The organism is Vibrio sp. T3Y01, assembly GCF_013114525.1.
GTDB classification, from domain to species: domain Bacteria; phylum Pseudomonadota; class Gammaproteobacteria; order Enterobacterales; family Vibrionaceae; genus Vibrio; species Vibrio chagasii_B.
This window is the reverse complement of sequence record NZ_VTXJ01000015.1, coordinates 77,744-102,207: the sequence shown is the minus strand read 5'-3', so window position 1 is coordinate 102,207 and position 24,464 is coordinate 77,744. Positions and strand designations below refer to the sequence as shown.

18 protein-coding genes are annotated in these 24,464 nt (G+C 44.5%); 10 read left to right on the top strand and 8 right to left on the bottom strand.

Annotated features, from left to right (window positions below; translation table 11 throughout):
* Positions 1-5: 5 nt before the first annotated feature.
* Positions 6-1,220 (bottom strand): multidrug effflux MFS transporter, encoded by a 1,215-nt coding sequence (locus F0232_RS16545; RefSeq protein WP_105058751.1) that lies wholly within the window; start codon positions 1,218-1,220, stop codon positions 6-8.
* Positions 1,221-1,548: 328 nt separating this feature from the next.
* On the opposite strand from F0232_RS16545, the gene F0232_RS16540 reads away from it, so the two are divergent.
* Positions 1,549-2,730, top strand: coding sequence for an MFS transporter (locus tag F0232_RS16540; RefSeq protein WP_105058752.1), 1,182 nt, complete (start codon positions 1,549-1,551; stop codon positions 2,728-2,730).
* Between the two features lie 826 nt (positions 2,731-3,556).
* On the opposite strand, the gene F0232_RS16535 is transcribed toward F0232_RS16540, so the two are convergent.
* The 3 genes from F0232_RS16535 to F0232_RS16525 form a co-directional block, all read right to left on the bottom strand.
* A complete protein-coding gene (locus F0232_RS16535) occupies positions 3,557-5,224 on the bottom strand; it encodes a hypothetical protein (RefSeq protein WP_059018083.1) in 1,668 nt (555 codons plus the stop codon).
* A 367-nt stretch (positions 5,225-5,591) separates the two neighbouring features.
* Positions 5,592-6,509: a DMT family transporter gene (locus F0232_RS16530; RefSeq protein WP_105058753.1), complete on the bottom strand. Its 918-nt coding sequence runs from the start codon at positions 6,507-6,509 to the stop codon at positions 5,592-5,594.
* A 233-nt stretch (positions 6,510-6,742) separates the two neighbouring features.
* Positions 6,743-8,479, bottom strand: coding sequence for an SgrR family transcriptional regulator (locus F0232_RS16525; RefSeq protein WP_105058754.1), 1,737 nt, complete (start codon positions 8,477-8,479; stop codon positions 6,743-6,745).
* Between the two features lie 91 nt (positions 8,480-8,570).
* On the opposite strand from F0232_RS16525, the gene F0232_RS16520 reads away from it, so the two are divergent.
* Positions 8,571-9,836: an MFS transporter gene (locus tag F0232_RS16520; protein ID WP_171750877.1), complete on the top strand. Its 1,266-nt coding sequence runs from the start codon at positions 8,571-8,573 to the stop codon at positions 9,834-9,836.
* Positions 9,837-9,956: 120 nt separating this feature from the next.
* Entirely contained in the window at positions 9,957-10,865 is a 909-nt protein-coding gene (locus F0232_RS16515) for a LysR family transcriptional regulator (protein ID WP_105058756.1), read from the top strand.
* A gap of 87 nt (positions 10,866-10,952) precedes the next feature.
* Here F0232_RS16515 and F0232_RS16510 read toward each other — a convergent pair whose 3' ends face one another.
* The gene (locus F0232_RS16510) at positions 10,953-12,473 is read right to left on the bottom strand and encodes a DUF1254 domain-containing protein (RefSeq protein WP_105058757.1); all 1,521 of its coding nucleotides are present in this window, start codon (positions 12,471-12,473) and stop codon (positions 10,953-10,955) included.
* Between the two features lie 216 nt (positions 12,474-12,689).
* Entirely contained in the window at positions 12,690-13,583 is an 894-nt protein-coding gene (locus F0232_RS16505) for a DMT family transporter (RefSeq protein WP_004737458.1), read from the bottom strand.
* 123 nt (positions 13,584-13,706) lie between these two features.
* On the opposite strand from F0232_RS16505, the gene F0232_RS16500 reads away from it, so the two are divergent.
* Positions 13,707-14,189 (top strand): MarR family winged helix-turn-helix transcriptional regulator, encoded by a 483-nt coding sequence (locus F0232_RS16500; RefSeq protein ID WP_004737459.1) that lies wholly within the window; start codon positions 13,707-13,709, stop codon positions 14,187-14,189.
* An 83-nt stretch (positions 14,190-14,272) separates the two neighbouring features.
* On the opposite strand, the gene F0232_RS16495 is transcribed toward F0232_RS16500, so the two are convergent.
* Complete coding sequence (locus F0232_RS16495; protein WP_017631066.1) at positions 14,273-14,713, bottom strand: heme-binding protein; 441 nt, start codon at positions 14,711-14,713, stop codon at positions 14,273-14,275.
* An 85-nt stretch (positions 14,714-14,798) separates the two neighbouring features.
* Positions 14,799-16,424 carry a malate synthase A gene (aceB, locus tag F0232_RS16490; RefSeq protein WP_105058758.1) on the bottom strand — a complete coding sequence of 542 codons (1,626 nt, stop codon included), beginning with the start codon at positions 16,422-16,424 and terminating at the stop codon, positions 14,799-14,801.
* A 314-nt stretch (positions 16,425-16,738) separates the two neighbouring features.
* Between aceB and gcl the strand changes: the two genes are divergently transcribed.
* The 6 genes from gcl to F0232_RS16460 all read left to right on the top strand — a co-directional run bounded on the left by gcl (position 16,739) and on the right by F0232_RS16460 (position 24,370).
* Positions 16,739-18,511 carry a glyoxylate carboligase gene (gene gcl, locus F0232_RS16485; RefSeq protein ID WP_105058759.1) on the top strand — a complete coding sequence of 591 codons (1,773 nt, stop codon included), beginning with the start codon at positions 16,739-16,741 and terminating at the stop codon, positions 18,509-18,511.
* A 114-nt stretch (positions 18,512-18,625) separates the two neighbouring features.
* A complete protein-coding gene (gene hyi, locus F0232_RS16480) occupies positions 18,626-19,402 on the top strand; it encodes a hydroxypyruvate isomerase (RefSeq protein ID WP_105058760.1) in 777 nt (258 codons plus the stop codon).
* Between the two features lie 37 nt (positions 19,403-19,439).
* A complete protein-coding gene (locus F0232_RS16475) occupies positions 19,440-20,339 on the top strand; it encodes a 2-hydroxy-3-oxopropionate reductase (RefSeq protein ID WP_105058761.1) in 900 nt (299 codons plus the stop codon).
* A 259-nt stretch (positions 20,340-20,598) separates the two neighbouring features.
* Entirely contained in the window at positions 20,599-21,909 is a 1,311-nt protein-coding gene (locus tag F0232_RS16470; RefSeq protein WP_105058762.1) for a glycerate kinase, read from the top strand.
* Positions 21,910-22,056: 147 nt separating this feature from the next.
* Positions 22,057-22,665, top strand: coding sequence for a TetR/AcrR family transcriptional regulator (locus F0232_RS16465; protein WP_105058763.1), 609 nt, complete (start codon positions 22,057-22,059; stop codon positions 22,663-22,665).
* Between the two features lie 268 nt (positions 22,666-22,933).
* A complete protein-coding gene (locus F0232_RS16460; RefSeq protein WP_105058764.1) occupies positions 22,934-24,370 on the top strand; it encodes an amidohydrolase in 1,437 nt (478 codons plus the stop codon).
* The last annotated feature ends 94 nt before the right edge of the window (positions 24,371-24,464 follow it).

Sequence of the window (24,464 nt, the reverse complement as noted above, 5' to 3'; positions counted from 1 at the left end):
ACTTACTACATATTCTCAGCCTGTTTCAATCGGCTTTGACGCCAGTAATTGAGCGAGGAGATAGCCGCTAAAAAGATAACGACGGCGGTCATCACATGTATGACTGACTCCGATGTCCCTTCGTACGCATTACTGCCTAAATCAATCGCTGCAGAAACGATAAATAGGCGAATAGCCGTCACCAGTGATGCTGCGATTCCTGTTAGATCTGGAAAAACTTGCATCGATTTAGCAAAGAACAATCCAATCGATAACCCTGCACCTATTGAAAACAAGCACATCGTCCCTGTTAGGATGAATGGTGAGTTGAGTTGCTCAGACGGTAATAAGAAAAAGATGAGCGTGGTGGTAAATATTAAGCCAAGCCCAGTACTTTTTAATTTATCGGTACCAAACCTGTCGATTAAGCGTGCGTTATTCAAACTCACCAAGACGAATGTGCCCAGTGTTGCCATTTGGAAAAACGGGAACTGATCAGGGCTGACTTCTAATTGCTCTATATACAATAACGACATGTTGGAAACATAAATCATATAAGCGGCAAGAATTAAGCTCGTCACTAGCGTGTTGTACCAAAAGGCTGACGAAGACAATAGGGTTTTATAGTCGCTTGCTATTCGCTTAGGCGCGACCTTCTTCCGTTTATCTTTGCTCAAAGATTCAGGTAAGAAGAAGAAACATTTGGTCGCAGACAGCAGTACTAAAATGGCGATAAAGACAAAGTTTGCTTTATACCCCATATGGAGACTTATCCAGCCGCCAATAAGAGGTGCAAAAGCCATCAAGCTGACCACTAACGTGTTGAGATCGGCAATAAGTTTGGCGGCGGGTTCTTCATCAAACAGATCAAAGATCATTGCGGTACCAACGATCACACACGCCGAACTGCCAAAGCCTTGAAGCAGTCGAAATGCTAGTAATTGCTCGATACTTAAAGCAAAAATGCAGCCGATACTTGCAGCAAGGAAGACACTAAAACCAAACATTAGTATCTTTCGGCGACCAAAATGATCCGATAGTGGTCCATAGAGTAAGGAACCAATACAGATGCCGATAAAGTTATAGCTCAGAATGCGCTGCACCATAACCGCGTCAGTGTTGAAGTCCTTCAATATATCGGGAAATGTGGGTAGATAGATATCCGTCTCCATGGCAGCACCAAGGAATATGAATACCATTAAAAATCGAAACCACTTCCCCTCATGAGAGATGGGAAACATAGTTAATCCAATGAGTTATTATTATAAAAGTCAGAAGCGCAGACGCTGCAAGTGCAGGTAGGCTTAGAATGAAATTTTGATATTGGGATACGCGTAGTAGAGAGGAGTGTTACGCAGGTTTGTCATTCCCGTCACTTGGTTGTGATCAAGTAGGATGTAAATGTAACATAATGTTTCATCATTTCAAGGTGTCGATTGCTGTTTTCACGCTCCCCTATGCAAACGATGAAAGTCATGTAATGTTGCTTTTATCCTAAGAAGTTAACCATTTGTTACTTGGCATAAAACCGGAGTATGATACTGGATTACTATTTAGGATTTGGCTGCTATGAGTGCATCGAAGGCGAGCTGGAAAACGCCGCAAAACTTTTTATTATTGATTTCGATTGTTGTACCTATCGCGTTTTCGAGCTGGATGGCTCTGTTGAACAACTTCGTGATAGAGAAAGCGAACTTTGACGGTGCCGATATCGGCTTACTACAAAGTGTTCGTGAAATTCCGGGCTTTTTAGCTTTTACTGTGGTGTTTGTGCTGGCTTTCATCCGCGAGCAGCGCTTCATGTTGGTATCGCTGGCTATGCTCACTATCGGGACGGCGATTACTGGCTTGTTCCCTTCACTTACTGGCCTTTTGTTTACCACCATTTTGATGTCGACGGGCTTTCATTATTTTGAAACCCTCAAGCAATCTTTATCCCTACAATGGCTGAGTAAAGAAGAAGCGCCAGAGATGCTAGGTAAAATGATCTCGGTTGGTGCGTTAGCATCTCTGCTTACTTACGGCTCTATCTGGGTGATGTTGGAGCAGTTAAAGCTCGATTTCGTTTGGGTATATGGCATTACTGGCGGCATAGGTTTTGTTCTGGTACTGGTGATGACTTTTGGCTTCCCTGAATTTCAAACGAAGACCCAGCAAAATAAGAAGTTGGTGCTGAGAAAGCGTTACTGGCTTTACTACGCGCTGACATTTATGAGTGGTGCCAGAAGACAGATATTCACGGTATTTGCAGGCTTTTTGATGGTAGAGAAGTTCGGTTACTCGGCGGCAGACGTTACTCTACTGTTCTTAATTAATTACCTGTTTAACTTCTTGTTTGCTAAGCGTATCGGTAAGTTCATTGGTGTAGTGGGTGAGCGTAAAGCGCTTATCTTCGAGTATGTGGGTTTGATTGGTGTGTTTGTCGGTTACGGCTTGGTACAAAGTGCAGAATGGGCGGCAGCATTGTACGTGATCGATCATCTATTCTTTGCTCTCGCTCTAGCAATCAAAACCTACTTCCAGAAAATTGCCGACCCTGCTGATATGGCTTCCACTGCGGGTGTGTCTTTCACTATCAACCATATTGCGGCAGTTGTTATTCCTGTTGTATTCGGTGTGATTTGGCTGTCTTCCCCTGCAACGGTTTTCTACATTGGTGCTGCGATGGCGGCGGTTTCTTTGGCGTTGTCTTTAAACATTCCTAAGACACCTGAAGAAGGTAATGAAGTGCGAATGTTTAGCTGGCGTTAACGCTAGGTAGAGACAAATAAAAAGCTCCAATATCGCTATTGGAGCTTTTTTTTATGTGCTAGTTTATGGTCGAGAAACGATATGCTTTAAACGGATGAACTTGAAGACTCGGATTTACGAACAGTAAGGTAAGGTGTGATATACCTTATCAACGCGAGACAAAATAAGCAGTTTTCGCTTCAGTTCTCTTGTTCAAAGGAATGTGTATAGCGGCCTAAATGGACAAGTCTCGTATGTTGGGTTCGAATCACGATTTTTGAATTGAGTATAGTGTGATAGGTCGAGTGAAAACTCGACCTTACGACTAAGTTAATACACGTGAATGGTTTATTTAATAACTGAGAAAAAGAGTGCAGCTATTGATAGTATTGTGGGAATTATCATTCCGAAGACCATAAATTTCATTTTCATCCAATATAGACTTCTCTCATACTGATGAATTCTTTCCAACAGAAATAATATACGATCCATTTTTATATCTTCACCACCAAAAATAAGTGATAGTTCACTTTCATAACCTGATCTCATTCCAATGTTCCTACTTTTTAGTGACTAATAGTATTTTAAATATAACTTTATAATAACTTACCTTGGCTCTGATTAATTATAGAGTGGTTGATACCATCAACAATGGATACGGGTATAAGTAAAGTCACCGAGTTTATTAACAGTAAAATAATCCGCTAACGTAAACTAATTAATAAATCACAATAAAACCCTAGATGTGAATATCTACGTTATTGATTCCATTAATTACTTTTCTCAAGTGAGGGTTGTAGTTTGGTTCCTCATACCTTTTCAGCTGATGTACAGTTACTTTACTGATTTAGAAAATGTACACGGCTCCAGCGTCTTTCCAAGAATTGTCACTCCAATCGAGAAGAGGATCAGAAGGATGTCCAGGTGCTCCGATAGCAAGCTCGTCAGTGCCGGGTTTAAACATCATTGATTTTCCGAACTCTTCTTTTACACCACTGACACTATCACCCGTAAAAACCCCTTCCCATGCATAGTCTCGATCACCATAGCTAGTTAGGTGGTAAATATAAACAGCACCATCTGGGTCGCCACCAACTTCTAAGGTATCAGAGCTGTGATGAAAACCAAATCCACGCCATGGGGCAAGCGGGGCGGATACCGCTAGATAACCATTGTCACTAAGCGAAATACCAGTACCAAACTTTTGCCCCTTAAACGCTTTTACTGGATCTATTGTATCGACGTTTGACCAAAACCCTTTTTGTGAATCGTATCTATAACTCAAAACTTGATCGATCCCCGGAGCTCCAACAAGAATGAGATCTGCGTCTTTATTTATAGTCACTGAAGACCCATAACCACTGTTCTCAGTTGGAATAGGTAATTTCAGTATGGTTTCTAAGTGCCAAATATCATTGTATTCGTTTGGAGAGGGATTAAGACGGTATACATAGACAGCACCACCGTGTTGGACTTCGCTTCCTGTCCCTTTTCGCATTGAATCCATAGGAGCACCAACAACTAAAACGTTGTCTTGTGCAATAGCGACACTAGCACCGAACCTTGCATCTACAGCTAGGTCATCTGGACGCTTTAGTTTCAACTCATTAGGGTGACGTAAAGTTTTTATGCCCGATTCAGGAGCTGCTGGAAAGTTGAGGTCTTTATTGATGAAGAATGAGACTTCCCCTGCATCATTTTTTTCGGGGTCTCCCATGATGATGATACCGCCATTTTCACCTGAACTAGCTAAAGCTTGCCCACTTGAATCGCTGTAATTTTTAAGCGAAAGTTTTGGACGCCCATTATTATCGTGGTGCATTTTGTTAATATGAACTAGCGCTTCTTTTTTCGTCGAACACGTAGATGTTGCAAGCATCATGTCTTCGAAAGTGTTACCTATGCCCACCAGACTATTCGTTGTTTTTTGTCCGTCAGTGTTATAGCTCGTACTATTAGCTATGTATTCATCATAACCATAATTGCCACTTTTCTGCTTTGTATAAATATCAACTACGCGAGTTGTATCTTTACCTGAATTGACAATTAAATGGTCATTTTGCCAAGTTATAGCTTCGCCAAATCGAACGTTGTTCCACTCAGAATGGTCAAGATATGTTTTAACGCGGATGACAGTTTGTTCTAGATTCTTTAATTGAAATTGTGGGGATTGAACAAGACAATAATCATTATCTTTGCAGGCTAACAGTTCATAATCAGAAGAAGCGGCATCAAAATCGACGAGGTCGATCTTTAGTTTATATGAAGTACCAGTGATAGAGGGGTCAACTACTTCGCTAATTAAACCTTGAGTCGAGGGTCTATAACGTATCAACTTATAATGTTTAATGCCTTCAATTTTATTCCATTCCAAAAGTATGCTTTTAGCTTGAATTGATTGGGATACGGTCAGAGAAGAGTTGTCTTGGTGAGTGTCTGATGATGGAGATGAACCACTTCCACATGCAGATAAGTTTAAGGCGGTGAATATAAGAAAAATGTACTTTTTGGTCATTGTGACCCTCCATAAGTAGAAAATTAACTCGAAGTGTTGATGAGTACCTGAAACTCTGTTTATTGATTAGTTGAGCCGTAGGATAATTACTAATCCCCGTTAATTCTAAATTTAAATTGTCAACATTACTTTTCAATAAACGTGATGTTTAGCACTTTACAAAGGCTTTAGTTTTCTAATTATTCAACCTACAATCGAATCAGTTACGCTAGCTTTAATGCACGTAATTTCGGAAAGTAGAGTAAACAGAGTTTATATGCGGCTGGAAGTGAGAGAGAGGTTTAAGTCGGAGTGGTAACTAAATAAAACCCTAGAGACTCATTGTGAGCCCTAGGGTTATATATACAGATTATTAGTCTAGCTTAGCCTAGTTGCTACTTACTGTTTTCAAAGAAGAGCGTAGCTTGAAGATTCCCTTAGGTGCCTTGGTCAGCAAGATGCCACAAAGTAGAGGGATCATCATAAGCAGAGATTGTTCAGATAGAACCTCACCATTGATGTAGCAAGAGATCAGTAGCGCAACCACTGGGAAGATTAAGAAGCAGATAGACGCTTGGAACGGCGTCGAAACCTGTCCTAATTTAAAGTAAGCCACAATGCCGCCAACACTCGCCACAAAACCTAGATAAACTACAGCTGAAATTGAATCCCAAGTGAAAGATTCAACATTCACGTTTTCACCAGCTGCCGACACTGCAAACAAGAAAATCGCAGCAATAAAACTTGGTACCGCGTTGTAAGTTAGTACTTCGATGCCTTTACAGTGCTTTTGAACCAACACGTACATCACCGCGTGAATCGCAACCGCAAGCCCCAGGCAAACCGTACCAATAAAGTAGTCATCACCACCCATCTGCATTTCGTTACCTAGAATTAAACACAGGCTCACAACCGCAGTAACTAGGCCGAATATTTGATGCCTTGCTAAGCGCAGCCCAAGGAACAAACCCGACATCAGCATCACAGCGACGGGCATGTTGGCGAAGATGATCGACGCTAGACCAGAAGAGATGTATTGCTCACCATAGATCATCAACGTAAACGGAATCGCGAAATACATCAGCGCAACAATAAGCAGCCATTGGCGCTTACCTTTAGGGAACAGCAGTGGTTGGTTGAAGACTTTCGCCAATACCGCAAGCAGAGGTGCTGCAAGTAAAAAGCGCAACGCAGTAGCAAAAATAGGTGGGATAGAATGCAATGCTACTTCCATAGCGAACCAAGTGGTTCCCCAAATTAAGCAAACAGAGACAAAAAGCAAGATAGTTAGCGACTTCGAATTCATGGTGACTACTCATTAATAATTATTTTAAATCATAGGCTTGTAGCGCCTTAATGACGTGGCACAGTATAAGGAGGTCGTCGGAGAAAAAGTTTGTCTTTTTGTCTCTAATTGAAATGAAATGTAGAAATTAAATCTCTAATAAACCACTGAAAAGTAAATATTTTCATAAATTGATACTTCTACAAAGTCATTGTTCTTTGTAAGGTTTAATTTTAGTTTAAGAATTGACCAATTTAGCGGCGCATAGTGATTTGGTTGAAATCAATCCAGCCGTTCGCCAACTGCTCCACAGGGTTCACGGTTTTGGCATAATTGAGCTGCTGTTTAACGTGGAAAATTGGTCGATAGATTCCGAATGTGATCAATTGCGCTTCTATGTCTAGGAAGACAGGTTGTCGTTGCTGGTAATCGGTGATTTTCCAAAGCCGTTCAAGGCTTTCATCTCGCCACTGTTTTTGCTCATCAGTGAGGCACACTTCTAATGCGATAGAGCTTTGTAGCCACCCCATCCAACTGCTATCGAGGTTATCTGAAAACACTTCGCCGCTAATTAATATGTCTGCATCTTTTAGGTTATCTGGCTGACAAAATTCAGGGAACTCGAGCACTTGATATTCGCAGATAAAACCAAGTTCATTTAACCGATCACAATAGTGGCGAGCCATTTTTATGTGGTCAAAAAGCTGATAGGTTAGGATCTTTAGCGGTTGTTTAGGCTTGCTATGCTGGTCAGCGAATTGTCGAGCCATTTGTAATGGGCTTTGGTTATTTGCCGTTTCTATCTTTGGCTGTGTTGATTGATTGGACGTCGATAGCATCCCCTCGGCGTAGCCGACGGTGTCCAGAGGTATGTCTTTCGCGATCCCTAGCAAACGTAGTAATTCACTCAGTGATTTAAGGTGTTGTGGGTTTGATAGCCAAGTGTGTCGATGTGGGTTTATTAAAGCGTACTCGCACCCCTTTTCCCACTGTTCTATCTCGGCAAGCTCGTTTGAGATGGATGAGTGTTGGTAATGTGGGTGTGAGTGAACAATATCGCAGTGCATTTCATAGTCTTTGGCTTTATCACCAACATTCCAAATTTCGATACCGTCTACCCAAGGTCGGTGCCCATGGTAGGAGCTGAAAACCTCGAGTCTGGTTAGCCATTCGGACTGTTCCACTAATTTAAAGCTGCCGCTACCAATGATTTTATCTCCTACTTTTTTGGCAACACCTGCGGCGGAGCACGATAGCAGTGATGGAAGGTAGCCTGTGTTGGCATTGATATCGAAACAGAGGTGGAGCGGATCGATAACAGTAATAGCGGAGATGCATTTAAATTGCTGACTATTGTGGTGACTGCTGCCTATCAGACGTTGAAAGTGTGCTTTGACGTCTTGCGCTAGAATCGGTGAACCGTCATGAAAGACTAAGCCTTTGCGTAACGTGAAGTGCCAACGGTGCTCTGTTTGATACCAATCAATGGCAAGATCACCGTCAAACGAGTGAGTTGACTTGTTGAAACGTAGTAAGTTACTAAAAAGGTAGCTAGTGATGTGAGCTTCAGTGCGTCGTGTGACTTCAATCGGGTCCAGACTGTGTGTCCCTCGATAAAAAGGGATTTGCAGAATATCTAGTTCAGTAGGCAAGCTTTGATAGCGGCTGATATAACCCAGTAGAAACTGATCCCGTTGTGATTCATCAACCAGATCCAATGCTTGGTCAACTTTATTCTCAGAGAGCAATTCATCTATTCGTACCTCAAGCTCACTGTCCAAGCTTTTTAATAGCGTGAGTGTGGGTAGGTTGCCTCTGCCAACTCCCGACTTCCAGTCAACCCAACCTTCGCTGACTAGCTTTTTGATCACCAATTGAGCGTTACGTTTGGTACAACCTAGCGCATTCGTTACTTCAGTTAAAGAGAGTGAAGTCGGTTGGTTAACGAGTACCCGAGAACGTAAAAATGCTAGAGCCTTCCAGTAATGCATAAAGGTGAAATCCTTGTTTAATCTTTCTATTTTTCTTCATCTTTTAATCTCGATAATAGAGTTATTCGATTGTTTTTAAAAGGAATGAGAAATGGAAAGTATAAAAGGTGCAGAGGTATCCCCCTCTATTTGGAAAAGCTCAAGCTTTATTGTTTTGTTCTCAACAGCGTTCTTTGTTGCCTTTGGTACCAAGATTTATGACCTTGCTTTGCCCTTGTTAGTTTACGAGTTGACAGAGTCTTCAGAGGTGATGGGTTGGATGAGAGCCGTCGAGTTTTTACCCAACCTACTATTAGCTCTGTTCATCGGTGTTTGGGTTGATAGGTTTAATAAAAAGCAGTGGTCACAATGCATGTTGATCGGGCAAGCAGCAGTATTGGTCGTCTCTTATATTGCAGTGAGATGGTTGCCGAACCCTTTGTACGCACTGTTTCCGTGCGCATTCCTGATGATGGCGTTTAACTATGGTTACCACAATGCGCGTATTGGGATGATGAAAAATGTTTTACCTCAGCACATGCAAAATACCGCCACCGCGAGAATGAGTTCTTTATACAGTTTGTTAGAAACTGTTGGCCCGGTTTTGTCTGGGGGGCTGCTTTTATTGTCTGCGTTACATAACGTGTTTTTGCTTATTGCGGGGATGTATGTGCTAGCGTTTTGGCAGCTCAATAAACTGGAATTCAAGCCATCAGCCCCCGTGGTTCAACAGTCGGTGCTGAGTGCGCTTAAAGAGGGATGGTTGATCTTATATGCGAACAAAAACATGTGGCACATCACCTTGGTCGTGATGGTGATCAATACCACGGGTGCAATTTTCTGGATTCAAGCTATCTATTTTGCCAAAGCTGAATTAGCGCTTAGTCATATCGAGGTGGGTTACTTGATCGCGGCGTCCGGTGTCGGTGGTTTATTAGGTTCTTTTACCGCGGATAAGGTTCGAAAGCGTATTGGGCTTGGCGTGCTACTTATTTTGTCTATTGTATTAGAGGCGTTTGGATTCTTGTTCCCTGCATTGCTGAGTCAAAGCTATTTACTGCAAGGTATGACTTCAGCGCACATGGTTGTCATTGAAAAAGGCGTATTGATGATGTCGTTCTTATGGGTGAGTGCGATTGGCGTCTACAGCAGCATTTGTATTTGGAGCTATCGTCAAGAAGCGTTCGAGGAAAAGCACCTTGGTCGTGTTGCTGGAATTACAGGGTCTTTGTTTAAACTCTTGATGCCATTTGGTCTGGCTGCTTCTGGATACTTGGTGACAATGTTTGGTTTGCCGGTACTCTTTGTCAGCTGTTTCGTGGCTCAAGTGTTGGCTGCCCTTGGGTTGATGATGACCAAGGTTCGCAAGATTCCTTAACGCTTCATTCTGGGTAAACCGTTATCAGCAGCAAAGTTATCGTATTAAGTGTTTAAAATTTATTTGGTTCACGTTCATACTGAATAAAGACCGACATAGTATGGAAATGAGGTAGGGCATTTGAAAAACACAATCGACTTAAATCTGTATCGATTTTTGGACCTGCTTTATGAGCAACAATCTCAGGCGAAGGTATGCCATATTCTGGATATCAGCCGCGCAACGTTTAATCGTCATCTTTCCGATTGTCGAGACTTGTTTGCTAATGAGTTATTCATTGCAACCAAAGGTGTTTATACGCCGACTTTGTTCACTACGCAATTGATGCTAGTGGTAAAAGAACCGCTGGAAAAGCTAGAGCAAGCGCAGCAAATATCGCAGTCGTTTATCGGTAACGATTCGAACATCGAATATGTTTTTCACGCAGCCAACCCGCTGAGCACACTGTTTACGGTCCCTTTGTTACAAGGGCTGACTAATGAGCAGTCAAAGCCCAAGATATCGATGATGGATTGGTCTTTAGATGGCGTTGAATTCCCTAAAGCAGGCACGTTAGCGATTGGTGTGTCGGGTTATCCTAATGAACTCAATGACCGCATTGTTGAGCGTAAAGTGGGTTCGTTGGAATTGTTTGCTTATGTGGCGGATACCCACCCTTTAGCAAAAAACGAAGCCATTGACCTTAACCAACTAGAGAGCTTTGATACAGTGCGCGTTTCGATGGGGTCATTGGATGCTAACTCCTACTACGAACGCCTAAAAAAACGCACCGGCTTGGTATTGCAACAGAAACTGACTGTTGCATCGGTATCCTCCGCATTGGAATGTGTTCAAGTCAGCCAGTATGTCTACGTTGGCTTTGATATGGATTTGGCTTCAATCCCAAGTGGACTGAGCAAACGACCTGTTTTATTCAATGGAGAAGCGGTGACTTTTGATGTAGGTATTCAGTATCACCGCGCTTGTTATCAGCACCCTATAGTGAAGCGTATTGAACAGATCTTAAGTGAGAGCTTAGAAAGCTATTGATTTTATGGATGACAACAACAAAAAACGCGCCGATTAAGGCGCGTTTTAGTTACTGTCTGCAGGTGTCTAATTGAACACTACAGAGCGTTACAGCTCAACTTCTTCAATGTCACTTGGCTTCCATGTTTGGTCATACCAAGCTTCTTGAGGGCCGTAGAGTCTTAGAATCGTGAACCAGCCTTTGCCCGGAACCGTCTCAATCCAGTTCGCTTCTTTGCCTTTTGGCGCTGTTGGGCCAAAGTACAAATCAACCGAGCCATCTTCATTTTCAATAAAATCATCACGCTGGTTGTTCTTGCTTGGCAGCGGCTGACTGGTTTGTAGCTCTGAACGCGTTTGTGTGTCGTAAGCTACAATAGACCAGAAGTTCTTAGCCGGAACATTCGCTGGGATATTCAATTTATAGTGCTTACCGCCATCAAAATATTCACCGTCTTTTGCTTGATCAAGTAATGCGTATTTAGAGCCTTTTTCTATCAGCTTGAGCGACATTGCTGGGGTATTCACCGTTGCAACATAGAAGAAGTAAGAACGAGCATCTAGGTTGCGTCCGCCTTCACCTTGGTCAACAAGCCATTGGTAATCGTCACCAATAAATGCAGTCTTCCATAAACGATCTTCATAAATGTAAGCCTTCTTGTCTCTTGGCTGGAAGTACAGAGATCTTGCCGTTGCGTTACCAATCGCGACGCCGTCTTTCATCAGCTTCTGCATGCGCTCATCGGGTGCAAAAGGTTTGTTCTTTTGAATACCAATGCTCGACATTAGCCCACGCAGTTCAGGGTCGATGAATGACACCGGTTCTTTGTCTAACACGGTTTTAATTTCTGAGTAGAAGTGCTCATCGTTCGCATGAATGGTGTTGAACGATTTGCCACTCCCCGAGATGAACTCCATTTCTGGCTGGTCATCTTTCTTCGCTAATGGGTAGATTTTTAGTTTCTCTTTATATGCCTTCACTGCAGCATCGGTTTTACCATCTTTCAGAAATCCGCGAGCGATAAACCAGTTGGTATAGCTGGTGGATTGTGAAACAAAATAACCTTCAGGCACTTCGCCTTCATAACCTGGAGGTAAAATCAGGTATTTACCGCCTTTGCCTTTATCTGGTCCTACGATGCCTAGGTCAGTCACAAAGCGGAAGAACGCATCGTTCACCGTAGTTGGCCCCATACCCTCAGGTACTTCAATGACGGTTGGGCCATCTTTCTCCAAGTCTAGGAAAACAGAAGCGTAAACCGTGTCGGTGTTACCGGTTAGAAATAGCGGATTCGAATCCATCAGGTTATCGAATACCACCACTTGGTTTGACGATGTTGAACCAATCTCGGCATGGCCTACACGCAGTGCTTCAACCGAAGCCATTGGAATTGCATTGAGGAACACTTCTGTTGAGCGAAGTGTATCTAAGTTGTCATACAGCTTTTGTGCAGTTTCAGCCGTTGGTGCACCATCTTTAAAGTTCAGCTCACCGATGCTGGTTTGTACTGTATCTGCCGTCATAATGCTCGGCGGGATATCGGTATTGTAGTTTTCCGTCGCCAGTACTTGATGTGAGATAAAGATACTGCTCGCCAATACAAGTGCTTTTAGCTTCGACTTAATCATGATGTCACCTTTCAGTTTCGTTTCGATGCACTTACTTTAAGCGAGTCGACAAAACATATCTGATACGCGATAGGCTCAAAAATGAGCTTTAAAGTGAGGGGTAATGTGCAAGGGTTAGAAGACGTTCGCAGAACGGTGTGAATACGCTGTAATAAACAGTTCTATAGACAAAACAAAGCCCGCACTTGGCGGGCTTATGAGTCGTAATCTAGATTTTTACTGAGTAACGGGTTTGACTGTCTTGGACTGTCGGATTGCAAGAATCAGTTGTGGTAGCAGTGACATGATGATCATGCCTGTCATGAGTGAGTATTGTACCGCAGTAAAGGATTCGCCCATTAACACCATACCTGTCACGATGCCCGCTACTGGGTTGGCGATACCACCAAAGGTAAAATCAACCACAGTCATACGTTGTAGTAGCCAAACATACATGCCGTAACCCAGCGCTGTGTTTAGCCCAATCACCCAAACCAAGCCCATTGCGTTGCGAGTATCGAAATGAGTCACAGCATTCACATAAGGCTGCGGGTCGATGAAGGCATGAACGCCAGACGCGACAGACAAGATTGCACCGCCCAAGATCAGCTGCCATGTCAGTACCTTCCACCAGTGCATACGATTACCCAGTGATTTGGTAATGCTGCTGCCAATAACGATACACATGATCGCGGCAAACATGGCACCTAAACCGATAGGGTTCAATGCGATTTGGCTTGGGTTGAATAGAATCCACGCCAAGGTGACCAGTCCGATACCTGACAAAGCTTGAATCAAATGTGGGCGCTGCTTTTTCACTACCCAATGGAAGATCATTGCGAACACAGGCACAGAGATCATACCTACGCCCGAAATCGCTGAAGGCAGCGTCAGTGCCATCACGAAGATCAAACCAAAGAAGGTCGCGATGTTGATCAGGCCTAGAGTGAAAATGATTTGCCACTCGCCTTTTTTCGGCAGTGTCGGTTTTACCGCTAGCAATAACAAACCAGCAGGTAATGCACGCAAAGCACCTAGTAATAGTGGTGGCCACTCCTGTAGCGTAAATTGCGTCACTGCATAAGTTGTTCCCCAAAAGAATGCGGGAATCATTGCTAATAATATGTTCATCTAAAATATCTTTACGTTAAGATAACTATTGTGTGAACTGTATACTGAGAACTAGTGGTTGTAAAGTATCTTTATGTTAAACTAGTTTAAAGTAATCAGACTAATAACGGAGCTAGATTGCAAATGGATGCTATCGACCGCGTTGTAGAGCAATGGGCAAAGGAAAAGCCCGAATTAGAAACTGAGCCTATGGCAATGATGGGCCGGATTATGCGTATTGCCAAGTATATGGAGACGCAAGTTGCCGACCTTCATAAAAAATACGACATGAAATTGGGTGAGTTTGATGTATTGGCGACCTTGCGACGCTCTGGAAAGCCATACCGACTAACGCCTTCTGAGCTTATTGGGTCAATGATGCTGACATCAGGTGCGATGACTAATCGTCTTGATAAACTGGAAGCTAAAGGGTTAATCAGCCGTGAGCACAGTAAAGAAGATCGACGCAGCGTCAGCGTGAAATTGACCAAAGATGGTTTAGTTCTGATTGATGAGATGATGACTGAGCATGTCGAAATGCAGAAAAAGCTCGTTAAGTCTTTATCGGCTAGCCAGAAGAAAAACACTAACCAACTTTTAAAAACTTGGTTGAGTGCCTACGAGTAGGTTCACTTATCTCTTTTTAGATTCATTAAAAAACCGAAGCCTTATGCTTCGGTTTTCTTTTTTAAGTTATCTCTATTTCTGAATTAAGCTTGAAGCATCTCGTCGCTAAACAGTTCTGCGCAGCCAATTCCGTTGATGGCGCAGCTTTCATCGATGTCTGATATGTCGCCGCTGACACCAATGGCACCGAGTACCGTTTTATCTTTGTCTCGAATCAGTAAGCCCCCTGGTACTGGTACCATGTTTCCGTGTGCGAGTACGTTCACGGCGGAGATAAATGCTGGCCTGTTGTCAGCATCTTGGGCGAGTTTTCTTGAGGAACACCCTAGTGCGAGTGCACCCCAGGCTTTAGCAATGGCGATGTCAGGTCGCATCATGCTGGAGCCATCTTGACGTTGCAGAGAAATCAGTTTGCCACCGCTGTCTAACACAGCAACAGTGAGGGGCTCTGTGTGAATCTTTTTGCCTGCTTTAAAGGTGCCATCTATGATGGTTAACGCTTGTTGTAGAGTCAAACTTCCCATGTTATCTCCTAATTTTCAGGGGCTTGGCTATTTCAAACAGAGCACTAATCAGTGCTAGTGGTCTGTTTGAATCGCCGCAAGACGCCTAGCTGGATTCTTGCAAAAGCCCATAGCTGGGTAAAGTTAGGAAGGCAGCGAACTCTTCGGCTGTAGAAAGTTGATAGAAAAGATCGGCTGTCTCTTCAAATCGACCTGCTGCGTAGCGCGAGTCACCGACTTCGTGTTTTATTGTGTTTAACTCTTGGTAAAGCCAAGAGTGGAACAGTTGTTTGGTAAAGGTTTGGCCTTCATCTAGTGTGACGCCATGATGGATCCATTGCCAAATGTTGGCTCTTGAGATCTCCGCGGTGGCGGCATCTTCCATTAGTCCGTAGATAGGTACACAGCCGTAGCCTTGGATCCAAGCCTCGATGTAATACAGCGCAATACGGATATTCTTGCGCACACCGGCTTCGTCGCGGCTGCCTTCACATGGTTTAAGTAAGGTGTCGGCATTGATGGTGTGTTCAGGGCTTTGGAAATCCATTTGATTGACTTTGCCATCAAGGTGCTTGTCGAAGATCGACATCGCTAAATCAACTAAGGCAGGGTGCGCGACCCATGTGCCATCGTGGCCGTTTTGCGATTCTCTTTGTTTGTCTTCAATAACCTTAGCGGTAACACGCTCCATCTCTTGCGGATCTTTTGCTGGAATGAAGGCTGACATGCCCCCCATCGCCAGTGCCCCACGAGCGTGACAAGTACGCACCAACAGTTGGCTGTAAGCGTTCAGGAATTCTTGATCCATTCCGATCCCGTGACGGTCTGGCAAGATACGATCTTTATGATTTTTCAGTGTTTTTATGTAGCTGAAGATGTAATCCCAACGGCCGCAGTTCATCGCAACGATGTGATCGCGCATGGCGTACAAGATCTCTTCCATTTGGAAAACGGCCGGCAGCGTTTCAATCAATACGGTCGCACGGATGGTGCCTTTTGCTACGTTGAAGTAATTCTCGGTGAAACTGAAAATGTCGTCCCACCATTGTGCTTCTTCCATGCTCTCAAGCTTTGGTATGTAGTAGTAAACGCCCAAGCCTTGCTGTGCACGTGATTGATAGTTGTGGAAAAAGTACAACGCAAAGTCCATCAGACAACCCGCGATAGGCTGATTGTTGAATTGAATCGATTGTTCAGGGAGATGGATTCCACGAGGGCGAGCGATTAACAACGCAGGGTCGCTGTTTAGCTGGTAGTTCTTTTGTTTCTTCTCATCGAAATAGCTGATGGTGCCTAAATTGGCATCTCTTAAGTTAATTTGCCCTTCGACCATGTTGACCCAAGTTGGGGAAGACGCATCCTCAAAACAGCACATGAAGACCTTCGCACCTGAGTTTAATGCGTTAATCACCATCTTTCTCTCGATAGGGCCTGTGATCTCTACGCGACGATCCAGTAACTCTGGTGGCGGTGTTGCGACTTTCCACTCTTTATTCTGACGAATAGATATAGTGTCTTTTCTAAAATTAGGTAGCTCACCGTCATCATATTGCGCTTGTTTTATGTCGCGATCATTTAGCAGGGCATGACGGCGATCTCCAAACTTGTTAACGATAGCTTCTAAGAACTTCAATGCATCTTTAGACAAGATCTCTTTGTACTCGGGGTTGTCCATATTCCCAAGCACCTGCATACACAGTGTTTCTTCTCTTTCTTTCACGTCATTCATCATTGCTTGTCTCCTTTACACAATACGATGTCATTTTGTATACAAAATGTTCTTTTTAACGGTATTTATATTGTAGAAATTGTAAACAAGCAAATGCTATTTAACATTTATTTATCATTTGATCTTTTTGGAATTTATTTTTACGTAAAGATATTTTATGTAAAGCAATGAATTGTAAGCTTTTCAGGCTTAATTGCTGTTCAATAGGATAGCTTGATGTAACAAAATTGTTTCAAATTGGACTTGATAAATGCTGAGGATGATTCATAGTACACAAAAGTTAATTTAATTGTATACAATCTGAACTGGAGGTTCGAATGGCAATTATGAAAGCGATTGAAGCGGCGGTTGAAGTGCTTAAACGTGAAGGAGTAGACATCGCATTTGGTGTTCCCGGCGCAGCAATAAACCCAATGTACGCAGCAATGAAAAAACTCGGAGGGATCGATCACGTCTTAGCTCGACATGTAGAGGGTGCCTCACACATGGCTGAAGGCTACACACGTACGAATCAAGATAATATTGGTGTGTGTATTGGTACTTCAGGTCCAGCAGGGACGGATATGATCACAGGCCTTTATTCGGCATCGGCTGACTCGATCCCTATCCTATGTATTACTGGTCAGGCTCCACGTACTCGCCTTCATAAAGAAGACTTTCAAGCGGTCGACATCGAATCCATTGCCAAGCCTGTTACTAAGTGGGCAACCACGGTACTGGAGCCCGCGCAAGTGCCACGCGCTTTTCAAAAAGCCTTTCATTTGATGCGTTCAGGACGTCCTGGCCCTGTACTGATTGACCTACCTCTAGATGTACAGTTAGCCGAAATTGAGTTCGATATTGATACCTACGAGCCGCTTGAACCATACAAACCAAAAGCGACTCGCGAACAGGTTGAGAAAGCACTCACCATGATGGCACAAGCTGAAAAACCTCTGATTGTCTCAGGTGGTGGTGTTATCAATGCAGGCGCATCTGAGTTGCTGCAGCAATTTGCTGAGATCACAGGTGTACCAGTGATCCCAACCTTGATGGGGTGGGGTTCTATCCCAGATGACCACGAGTTAATGGCGGGCATGGTGGGTCTACAAACCTCTCACCGTTACGGTAATGAAACCATGCTGAACTCTGATTTTGTATTTGGCGTTGGTAACCGTTGGGCTAACCGCCATACCGGCTCTGTTGATGTTTACACGGAAGGTCGCAAGTTTGTTCATGTCGATATTGAACCCACCCAAATTGGTCGTGTGTTCTGCCCTGATTTAGGCATTGTTTCAGATGCAAAATCGGCACTTGAGCTCATGGTTGAGGTCGCTAAAGAGTGGCGCGATGCAGGTAAATTACCAAACCGAAGTGGCTGGGTTGGCGAGTGTCAGGAGCGCAAGTCGACCATGCTACGTAAAACCAATTTCGATGAAGCACCGATGAAACCGATGCGCGTTTATGAAGAGATGAACAAAGCATTTGGTCGTGATACTTGCTACGTCAGCACTATCGGCTTGTCGCAGATTGCCGCAGCGCAGTTCCTTCATGTGTACAAGCCTCGACATTGGATCAACTGTGGTCAGGCTGGCCCGCTTGGTTGGACAACACCTGCTGCACTGGGCGTTCGAGCTGCGGACCCGGATCGCGATATCGTCGCTATCTCCGGTGACTACGACTTCCAATTCATGATTGAAGAGCTGGCGGTAGGTGCTCAATTCAATCTGCCATACATCCATGTACTGGTGAACAACTCTTACCTAGGCTTGATTCGTCAAGCGCAGCGTCAGTTTGATATCGATTACTGTGTGCAACTGGCATTTGATAACCAGAATGCGCCAGAGCTTGAGGGCTACGGTGTTGACCATGTTGCTGTTGTTGAAGGCCTTGGTTGTAAGGCGATTCGAGTTCGTGAACCAGACCAAATTGCAGCTGCGTTTGAGCAAGCTAAAGAGCTAATGAACAAGCACAAAGTGCCTGTGGTTGTTGAGCTGATTTTGGAGCGCGTGACCAATATTTCTATGGGCGTAGAGATCAACGCCATCAACGAATTTGAACCGCTTGCAGAAAGCAGCAGCGATGCACCAACCGCGCTAGCGTACAAGTAATCACGAAGTAATGTGTGTCCGTAGAGCGAGATTGAGCTCTACGGAAAGCCTCCAATAAAGCGAGGCTTCTCCAAACCACATTAACTTCATCAAACAAAGAGTAAGGACAGAATCATGGCAAAATTTGCAGCAAACTTGTCAATGTTATTCACGGAAGTTGATTTTATGGACCGTTTTGAAGCCGCCGCAGAGGCCGGTTTTCAAGGCGTCGAATACCTTTTCCCATATGCCTTTGATGCGGATGAGATTAAACAAAAGCTTGATGCTAATAATCTAGAGCAAGTGCTATTTAACTTGCCTGCTGGTGATTGGGATGCAGGCGATCGTGGTATTGCAGTTGACCCTACGCGCATTGAAGAGTTTCAAGCAGGCGTGCCTAAAGCGATAGCTTATGCGAAGAAACTGGGCTGTAAACAGGTGAACTGCTTGGCGGGCATTGTCCCACAGGGAGTGACTGCGCAAGACGCTCAGGCAACTTTTGTGATTAACCTTCACTATGCCGCAAATGCTCTGGCTGCCGAAGGCATTAGCCTAGTGATTGAAGCGATTAACACGCGCGATATTCCGGGCTTTTTCCTGAACACCACAGAGCAAGCGAAGGCCATCATTAAAGAGGTGGCGAGCGATAATCTTTCTATCCAATACGATATTTATCACATGCAGATTATGGAAGGCGATCTTACGCCGACCATGCAGCAGAATATTGGTCAAATCGCTCACGTGCAGCTGGCTGATAACCCTGGTCGACACGAGCCGGGTACCGGAGAAATCAATTATCCATTCGTACTTAACTACCTTGATGAGCTTGGCTATCAGGGCTGGGTTGGCTGCGAATATAAACCGAAAACGACAACGACAGAAGGCCTTGGTTGGCTGAACCAGTACCGTTAATTGCGCCTGGTAACCCTCAAACGTTAAGGAGAACAACATGTCTAAAATTGCATTTATCGGAACTGGCATCATGGGTAAACCTATGGCGAGTAACCTTCAAAAAGCGGGTCACGATTTGATTCTGTCGGATCATTTCAACGCTGCTCCTGCCGAGTTGGTTACAGCAGGTGCAACGGTTTGTCATTCCCCAGCCGAAGCCGCGGAACAGGCAGATGTCATTATTCTTATGGTGCCGAACACCCCTCAAGTAGAAGAGGTGCTGTTTGGTGATAACGGTGTCGAGCAAGGTCTTACTGCTGGTGGTGGTGCGACGGGCAAGTTAGTCATCGATATGAGTTCTATCTCACCTATCGCGACGAAAGCCATTGCAGCGCGTATCAACGAAGGTGGTGCGTCATACCTAGATGCCCCGGTTTCTGGTGGTGAAGTAGGCGCGATCAATGCTGCACTGACTATTATGGTGGGTGGTGAGCAAGACTCTTTTGATAAAGCTCGACCTCTATTTGAAGTGATGGGCAAAAACATCACGCTGGTGGGGGATAACGGTGCTGGGCAAACTTGTAAGGTTGCCAACCAGATCATCGTTGCATTGAACATTGAAGCGGTCTCTGAAGCGCTAGTGTTTGCATCAAAAGCCGGCGCTGACCCAGCACGAGTTCGTCAGGCGCTACTGGGCGGCTTTGCTAATTCTAAGATCCTTGAAGTTCATGGTGAACGAATGGTGGAAGGCACATTTGACCCTGGCTTTAGAATTTCGCTTCACCAGAAAGATCTAAACCTTGCGCTCACTGGCGCTCAAGAGTTAGGCGTTGCGCTGCCAAACACAGCTATCGCGCAAGAGCTATTTGGCGAATGTGCTGAAATGGGCGGTGAAGGCTGGGATCACTCTGCGCTGATTCAAGCGATAGAGAAGCGTTCTGATCACTCAATTCGCTAATCCTTAACGAGTAATCCGTCTAAATAATTGGTTTTGTCGTTTCTACTGAAATGAAAACCAATGAATCAGGGCTAGCTTCGATAAGTTAACCCCCCAGTTTCAAACAGTTTGTTTATAAATCGCGTAGTTTCGTCTCCTTTTATACGCGTTCCCGATACGAGGCAAAGGTTGAAGTTGTTCCTTTCCAACTTAATCTTAGCAGGCACCCTTTCGCCTTGTATTGGGGTTCTTTTTTCCTCCGTCAACTAAGGAGTGGCTTATGGACATTAATGCTAAGCAGTTTCTGCAAACCCTTTTCTCAAGTGCTGTAAATCAGGCACTACCCAAAAATCACATCGAACCTTTTCTTCCTCAAGACATATTTTATCGCTCGGCAAATCAAGCTGGGCGAACTGTCGTTATCGGGGCAGGGAAAGCGGCAGCATCGATGGCCGCTGAATTGGAAGCCGTATGGCAAGCCAAGAAACAGCAAGACCTTGCGCTACGTGATTTAGAAGGCTTGGTTGTGACTCGTTATGAACACCTCGCGTCATGTGAGTACATTGAGGTGATCGAAGCGGCGCACCCAGTTCCGGATGCGATGGGTCTTGAAGTCAGTCACCGGATGTTTGAGTTGGTGAGCAACCTCAGCGAAGACGATACAGTGATATGTCTCTTGTCGGGAGGTGGCTCCGCATTACTGAGTCTGCCTGGTGGCGATATTAGCTTGGCAGAGAAGCAACAAATCAACAAAGCACTGCTTAAATCTGGCGCAGCCATTGATGAGATGAACTGTGTTCGTAAGCATCTATCTTCGATAAAGGGCGGCCGACTTGCCAAAGCAGCGTATCCAGCAAGAGTGGTGTCATTGGCGATTTCGGATGTACCCGGTGATGACATCAGTGTGATTGCATCAGGACCAACCGTACCGGACACCACCACGCGCTTTGATGCCCTCGCCATATTGGAACGCTACCAGATAGAAATACCAGGCTCGGCATTTGAATGGCTGAATAACCCACAATCTGAAACCATCAAGCCAGATGACATTTGTTGGAAAAACGCCGAGCACCATATTATCGCGACTCCCATGTCTGCCCTTGAGTCAGCGGCGGCAGAAGCTGAAGGTTTGGGTATTCCTGCGTATGTGTTGAGTGATTGTATCGAGGGAGAGGCGAGAGAAGTAGCGAAGGTGCACGCAGCATTAGCTAAACAAGTCGCTAATAATAAGCACCCATTCGAGACTCCTTGTGTATTGCTTTCAGGTGGTGAAACAACAGTAACGGTTAAAGGAAACGGTCGTGGTGGGCGCAATTGTGAGTTCCTTTTAAGTTTGTACAACGAACTGAAAGGGCAGGACAACATATTCGCGTTGGCCGCTGATACGGATGGTATTGACGGTGTGGAAGACAATGCTGGGGCATGGATAACACCAGAAACTTGGCAAGAAGGTACTCGCTTAACACTCAAAGCCGATAATTATCTAGAGGCGAATAATAGTTATGATTTTTTCAAGCAAACAGGCGTCCTGCTGACGACAGGGCCCACGCTGACTAACGTCAATGACTTCCGTGCAATATTGATTATCTAGCAACCGGATAAAAGGGCCGCTCCTCTGTGTATGTGGGCGGCCATTTTTTGTTATCAATGCGGTGACCTTGAGTTCTTGAATTATCTTCTGGACTAATGAAGCACGTTGATTACTATGGTTTAAGTAATGAGCTGTAAAGGAAGTCATATGTCTAGGATCAGACAAAAGAATCAAGATTTAATCATCGAAGTGGCGTGTGAACAATTCGCTACTCATGGTTATGCCGCAACCAAAATGGCGGATATCGCGAAGGCGGCCGACATTCCCAAACCCAACGTATTCTATTACTTCAGCTCGAAAGACAAGCTCTACAATGCCGTTCTAGAAACCGTCACGCAGCCGTTACTTGAAGCCTCTCGCCCTATTGAAGAGCTGAACGATCCCGTTGAAGCTTTATCTCAATATATTCAAACTAAGTTAATCATCTCACGCGACCATCCACACGCTTCTAAAGTGTTTGCCAATGAAGTGATGTCGGGCGCTAAAGTGCTTCCGAAAGAGATCGGCGATGAGCTGTATAACCAATCGCAGATGATCCTCGATAAGTTCTCGACGTGGTCGGCAAAAGGGCTGATGGACGACGTACCTGCGCACCACCTGATGTTTACCATTTGGGCGGCGACTCAAACCTATGCTGATTTTGGCTGGCAGATTTGCAGTGTAATGCAGAAAGATAGGCTCGATGATAAAGACTACGAAGAAGCCGCTGAGTTTATCACCCAGTTAGTGATCAAAGGTTGCGGTGTGAAAAGCTAACGGTATTTGAAGGTTTATTTAGGTCTGCGATTGCGGGCCTTTTTTGTTTTTGTACAGGAGTGGCGACTAGTGTAAAGCCACTTTTTGTGACCTGTTGTGCAATTACTTATTTCTCTTTAATTTGGCTCGATTTGGTATGCCATTTTATTTAAAGATAAGGGTATAGTGTCGCGAAAATTTGCGGCACTGTTGTTCTTAAGCGCGAATAGCGCAGAACACTAAAGTGAAGCTTCTAACAATATTACACGCATAACATATAGGTTTAGCAATGACGCTTAAAAGCTTGGCATGCACCATCAGCGCCGTTTTACTGGCTGGCTGTGGTTCGACAGTGGCAACTCAAACATACAACGCCGATCTGATTATCACTAATGGACAAGTCCTGACGATCAACTCTGAAATGGATGTGATTGAAGATGGCGTTGTTGTTGTGAAAAACGACCAGATCATCGCGGTGGGTAATGAGAACTTGATTACTCAATACCGAGCTGAAAAGGTGATTGATGCTCAAGATGGCATTGTTATGCCTGGCATGGTCAATGCTCATAACCACCTTCCTATGATTGCGTTTCGCGGTTTAGGTGAAGAGGGGATTTCCAACCGATTATTCGCTTACTTCTTTCCGCTTGAAGCAGAAAAGCTAAGCCGTGAACTGATTTATAACGCGACCAAGCTGGGCAGTATCGAGCTGGCACAGAGTGGTGTCACGACTTACGCCGATATGTATTACCACATGGATGAAATGGCAAAAGCGACCAAAGAAGTTGGCCTGCGTGCGGTACTCGGCGAAACCGTGATTAAGTTCCCTGTGGTAGACGCTAAAGAACCTTATGGCGGTATTGATTATGCCAAAGGCTTTATTGAGCAATACCAAAACGACGAGCTGATTACACCTGCTTATGCACCACACGCGGTCTACACAGTGAGCAAAGACAAGCTTCAAGAAATCAACAAACTGTCTGCTCAATACGATGTGCCGGTATTAATTCACGTTGCTGAATTCCCGAATGAAGAAAAGCGCATCAAAGATGAAACTAAGGCTACGTCGCCAGTTGAATACATGGATGAAATTGGTGTGCTGGATGAGCGTGTAGTCATTGCTCACGGTATCCACCTTTCAGAGAACGATCAAAAGCTTCTCAAGCAAGCTGACGCAGGGATCTCATACAACCCAATGGCGAACGCTAAAGGCGCAACTGGCATCGCACCAGCATGGGATATGTACCGTGCTGACATGCGAATCGGTTTGGGAACAGACGGCCCTATGAGCTCGAACCAAGTCGATATCATGCGTACCCTAAGCTACGCAGCGAACATGCAACGTTTGAAGCACTCAGATCGCACCATCATGATTCCTGAGCAAGTGATCGAGATGGCGACATTAGGTGGTGCGAAAGCCTTACACATGGAAGATCAAATTGGTTCTCTGGAAGTCGGTAAGAAAGCGGACATCGTGATTGTCGAAACACAGTCAGCGAACATGATGCCGAGCTATGACCCATACGCAACCTTGGTTTATCAAGCGAACCCGAGCAACATCGATACGACGATTGTGAACGGCCAAATCGTGATGGAAAACCGCGTGATGCAAACTGTTCAACTGGATGAGATTCGTCAAAGCGTCGATGAGTTTGAAGCCGACATTACCGAGTTTGCCAAAGAACTGTCTAAGAAGGCGATTAAGTCTAAGAGTTTGATGGATTAGACTCCAAACGCTAAGTAGTTAATCGAATAAAACAAAAAAGGCCGACAAGATGTCGGCCTTTTTCTGGCTATTAGATAGCTTGGTTATTTCTCAT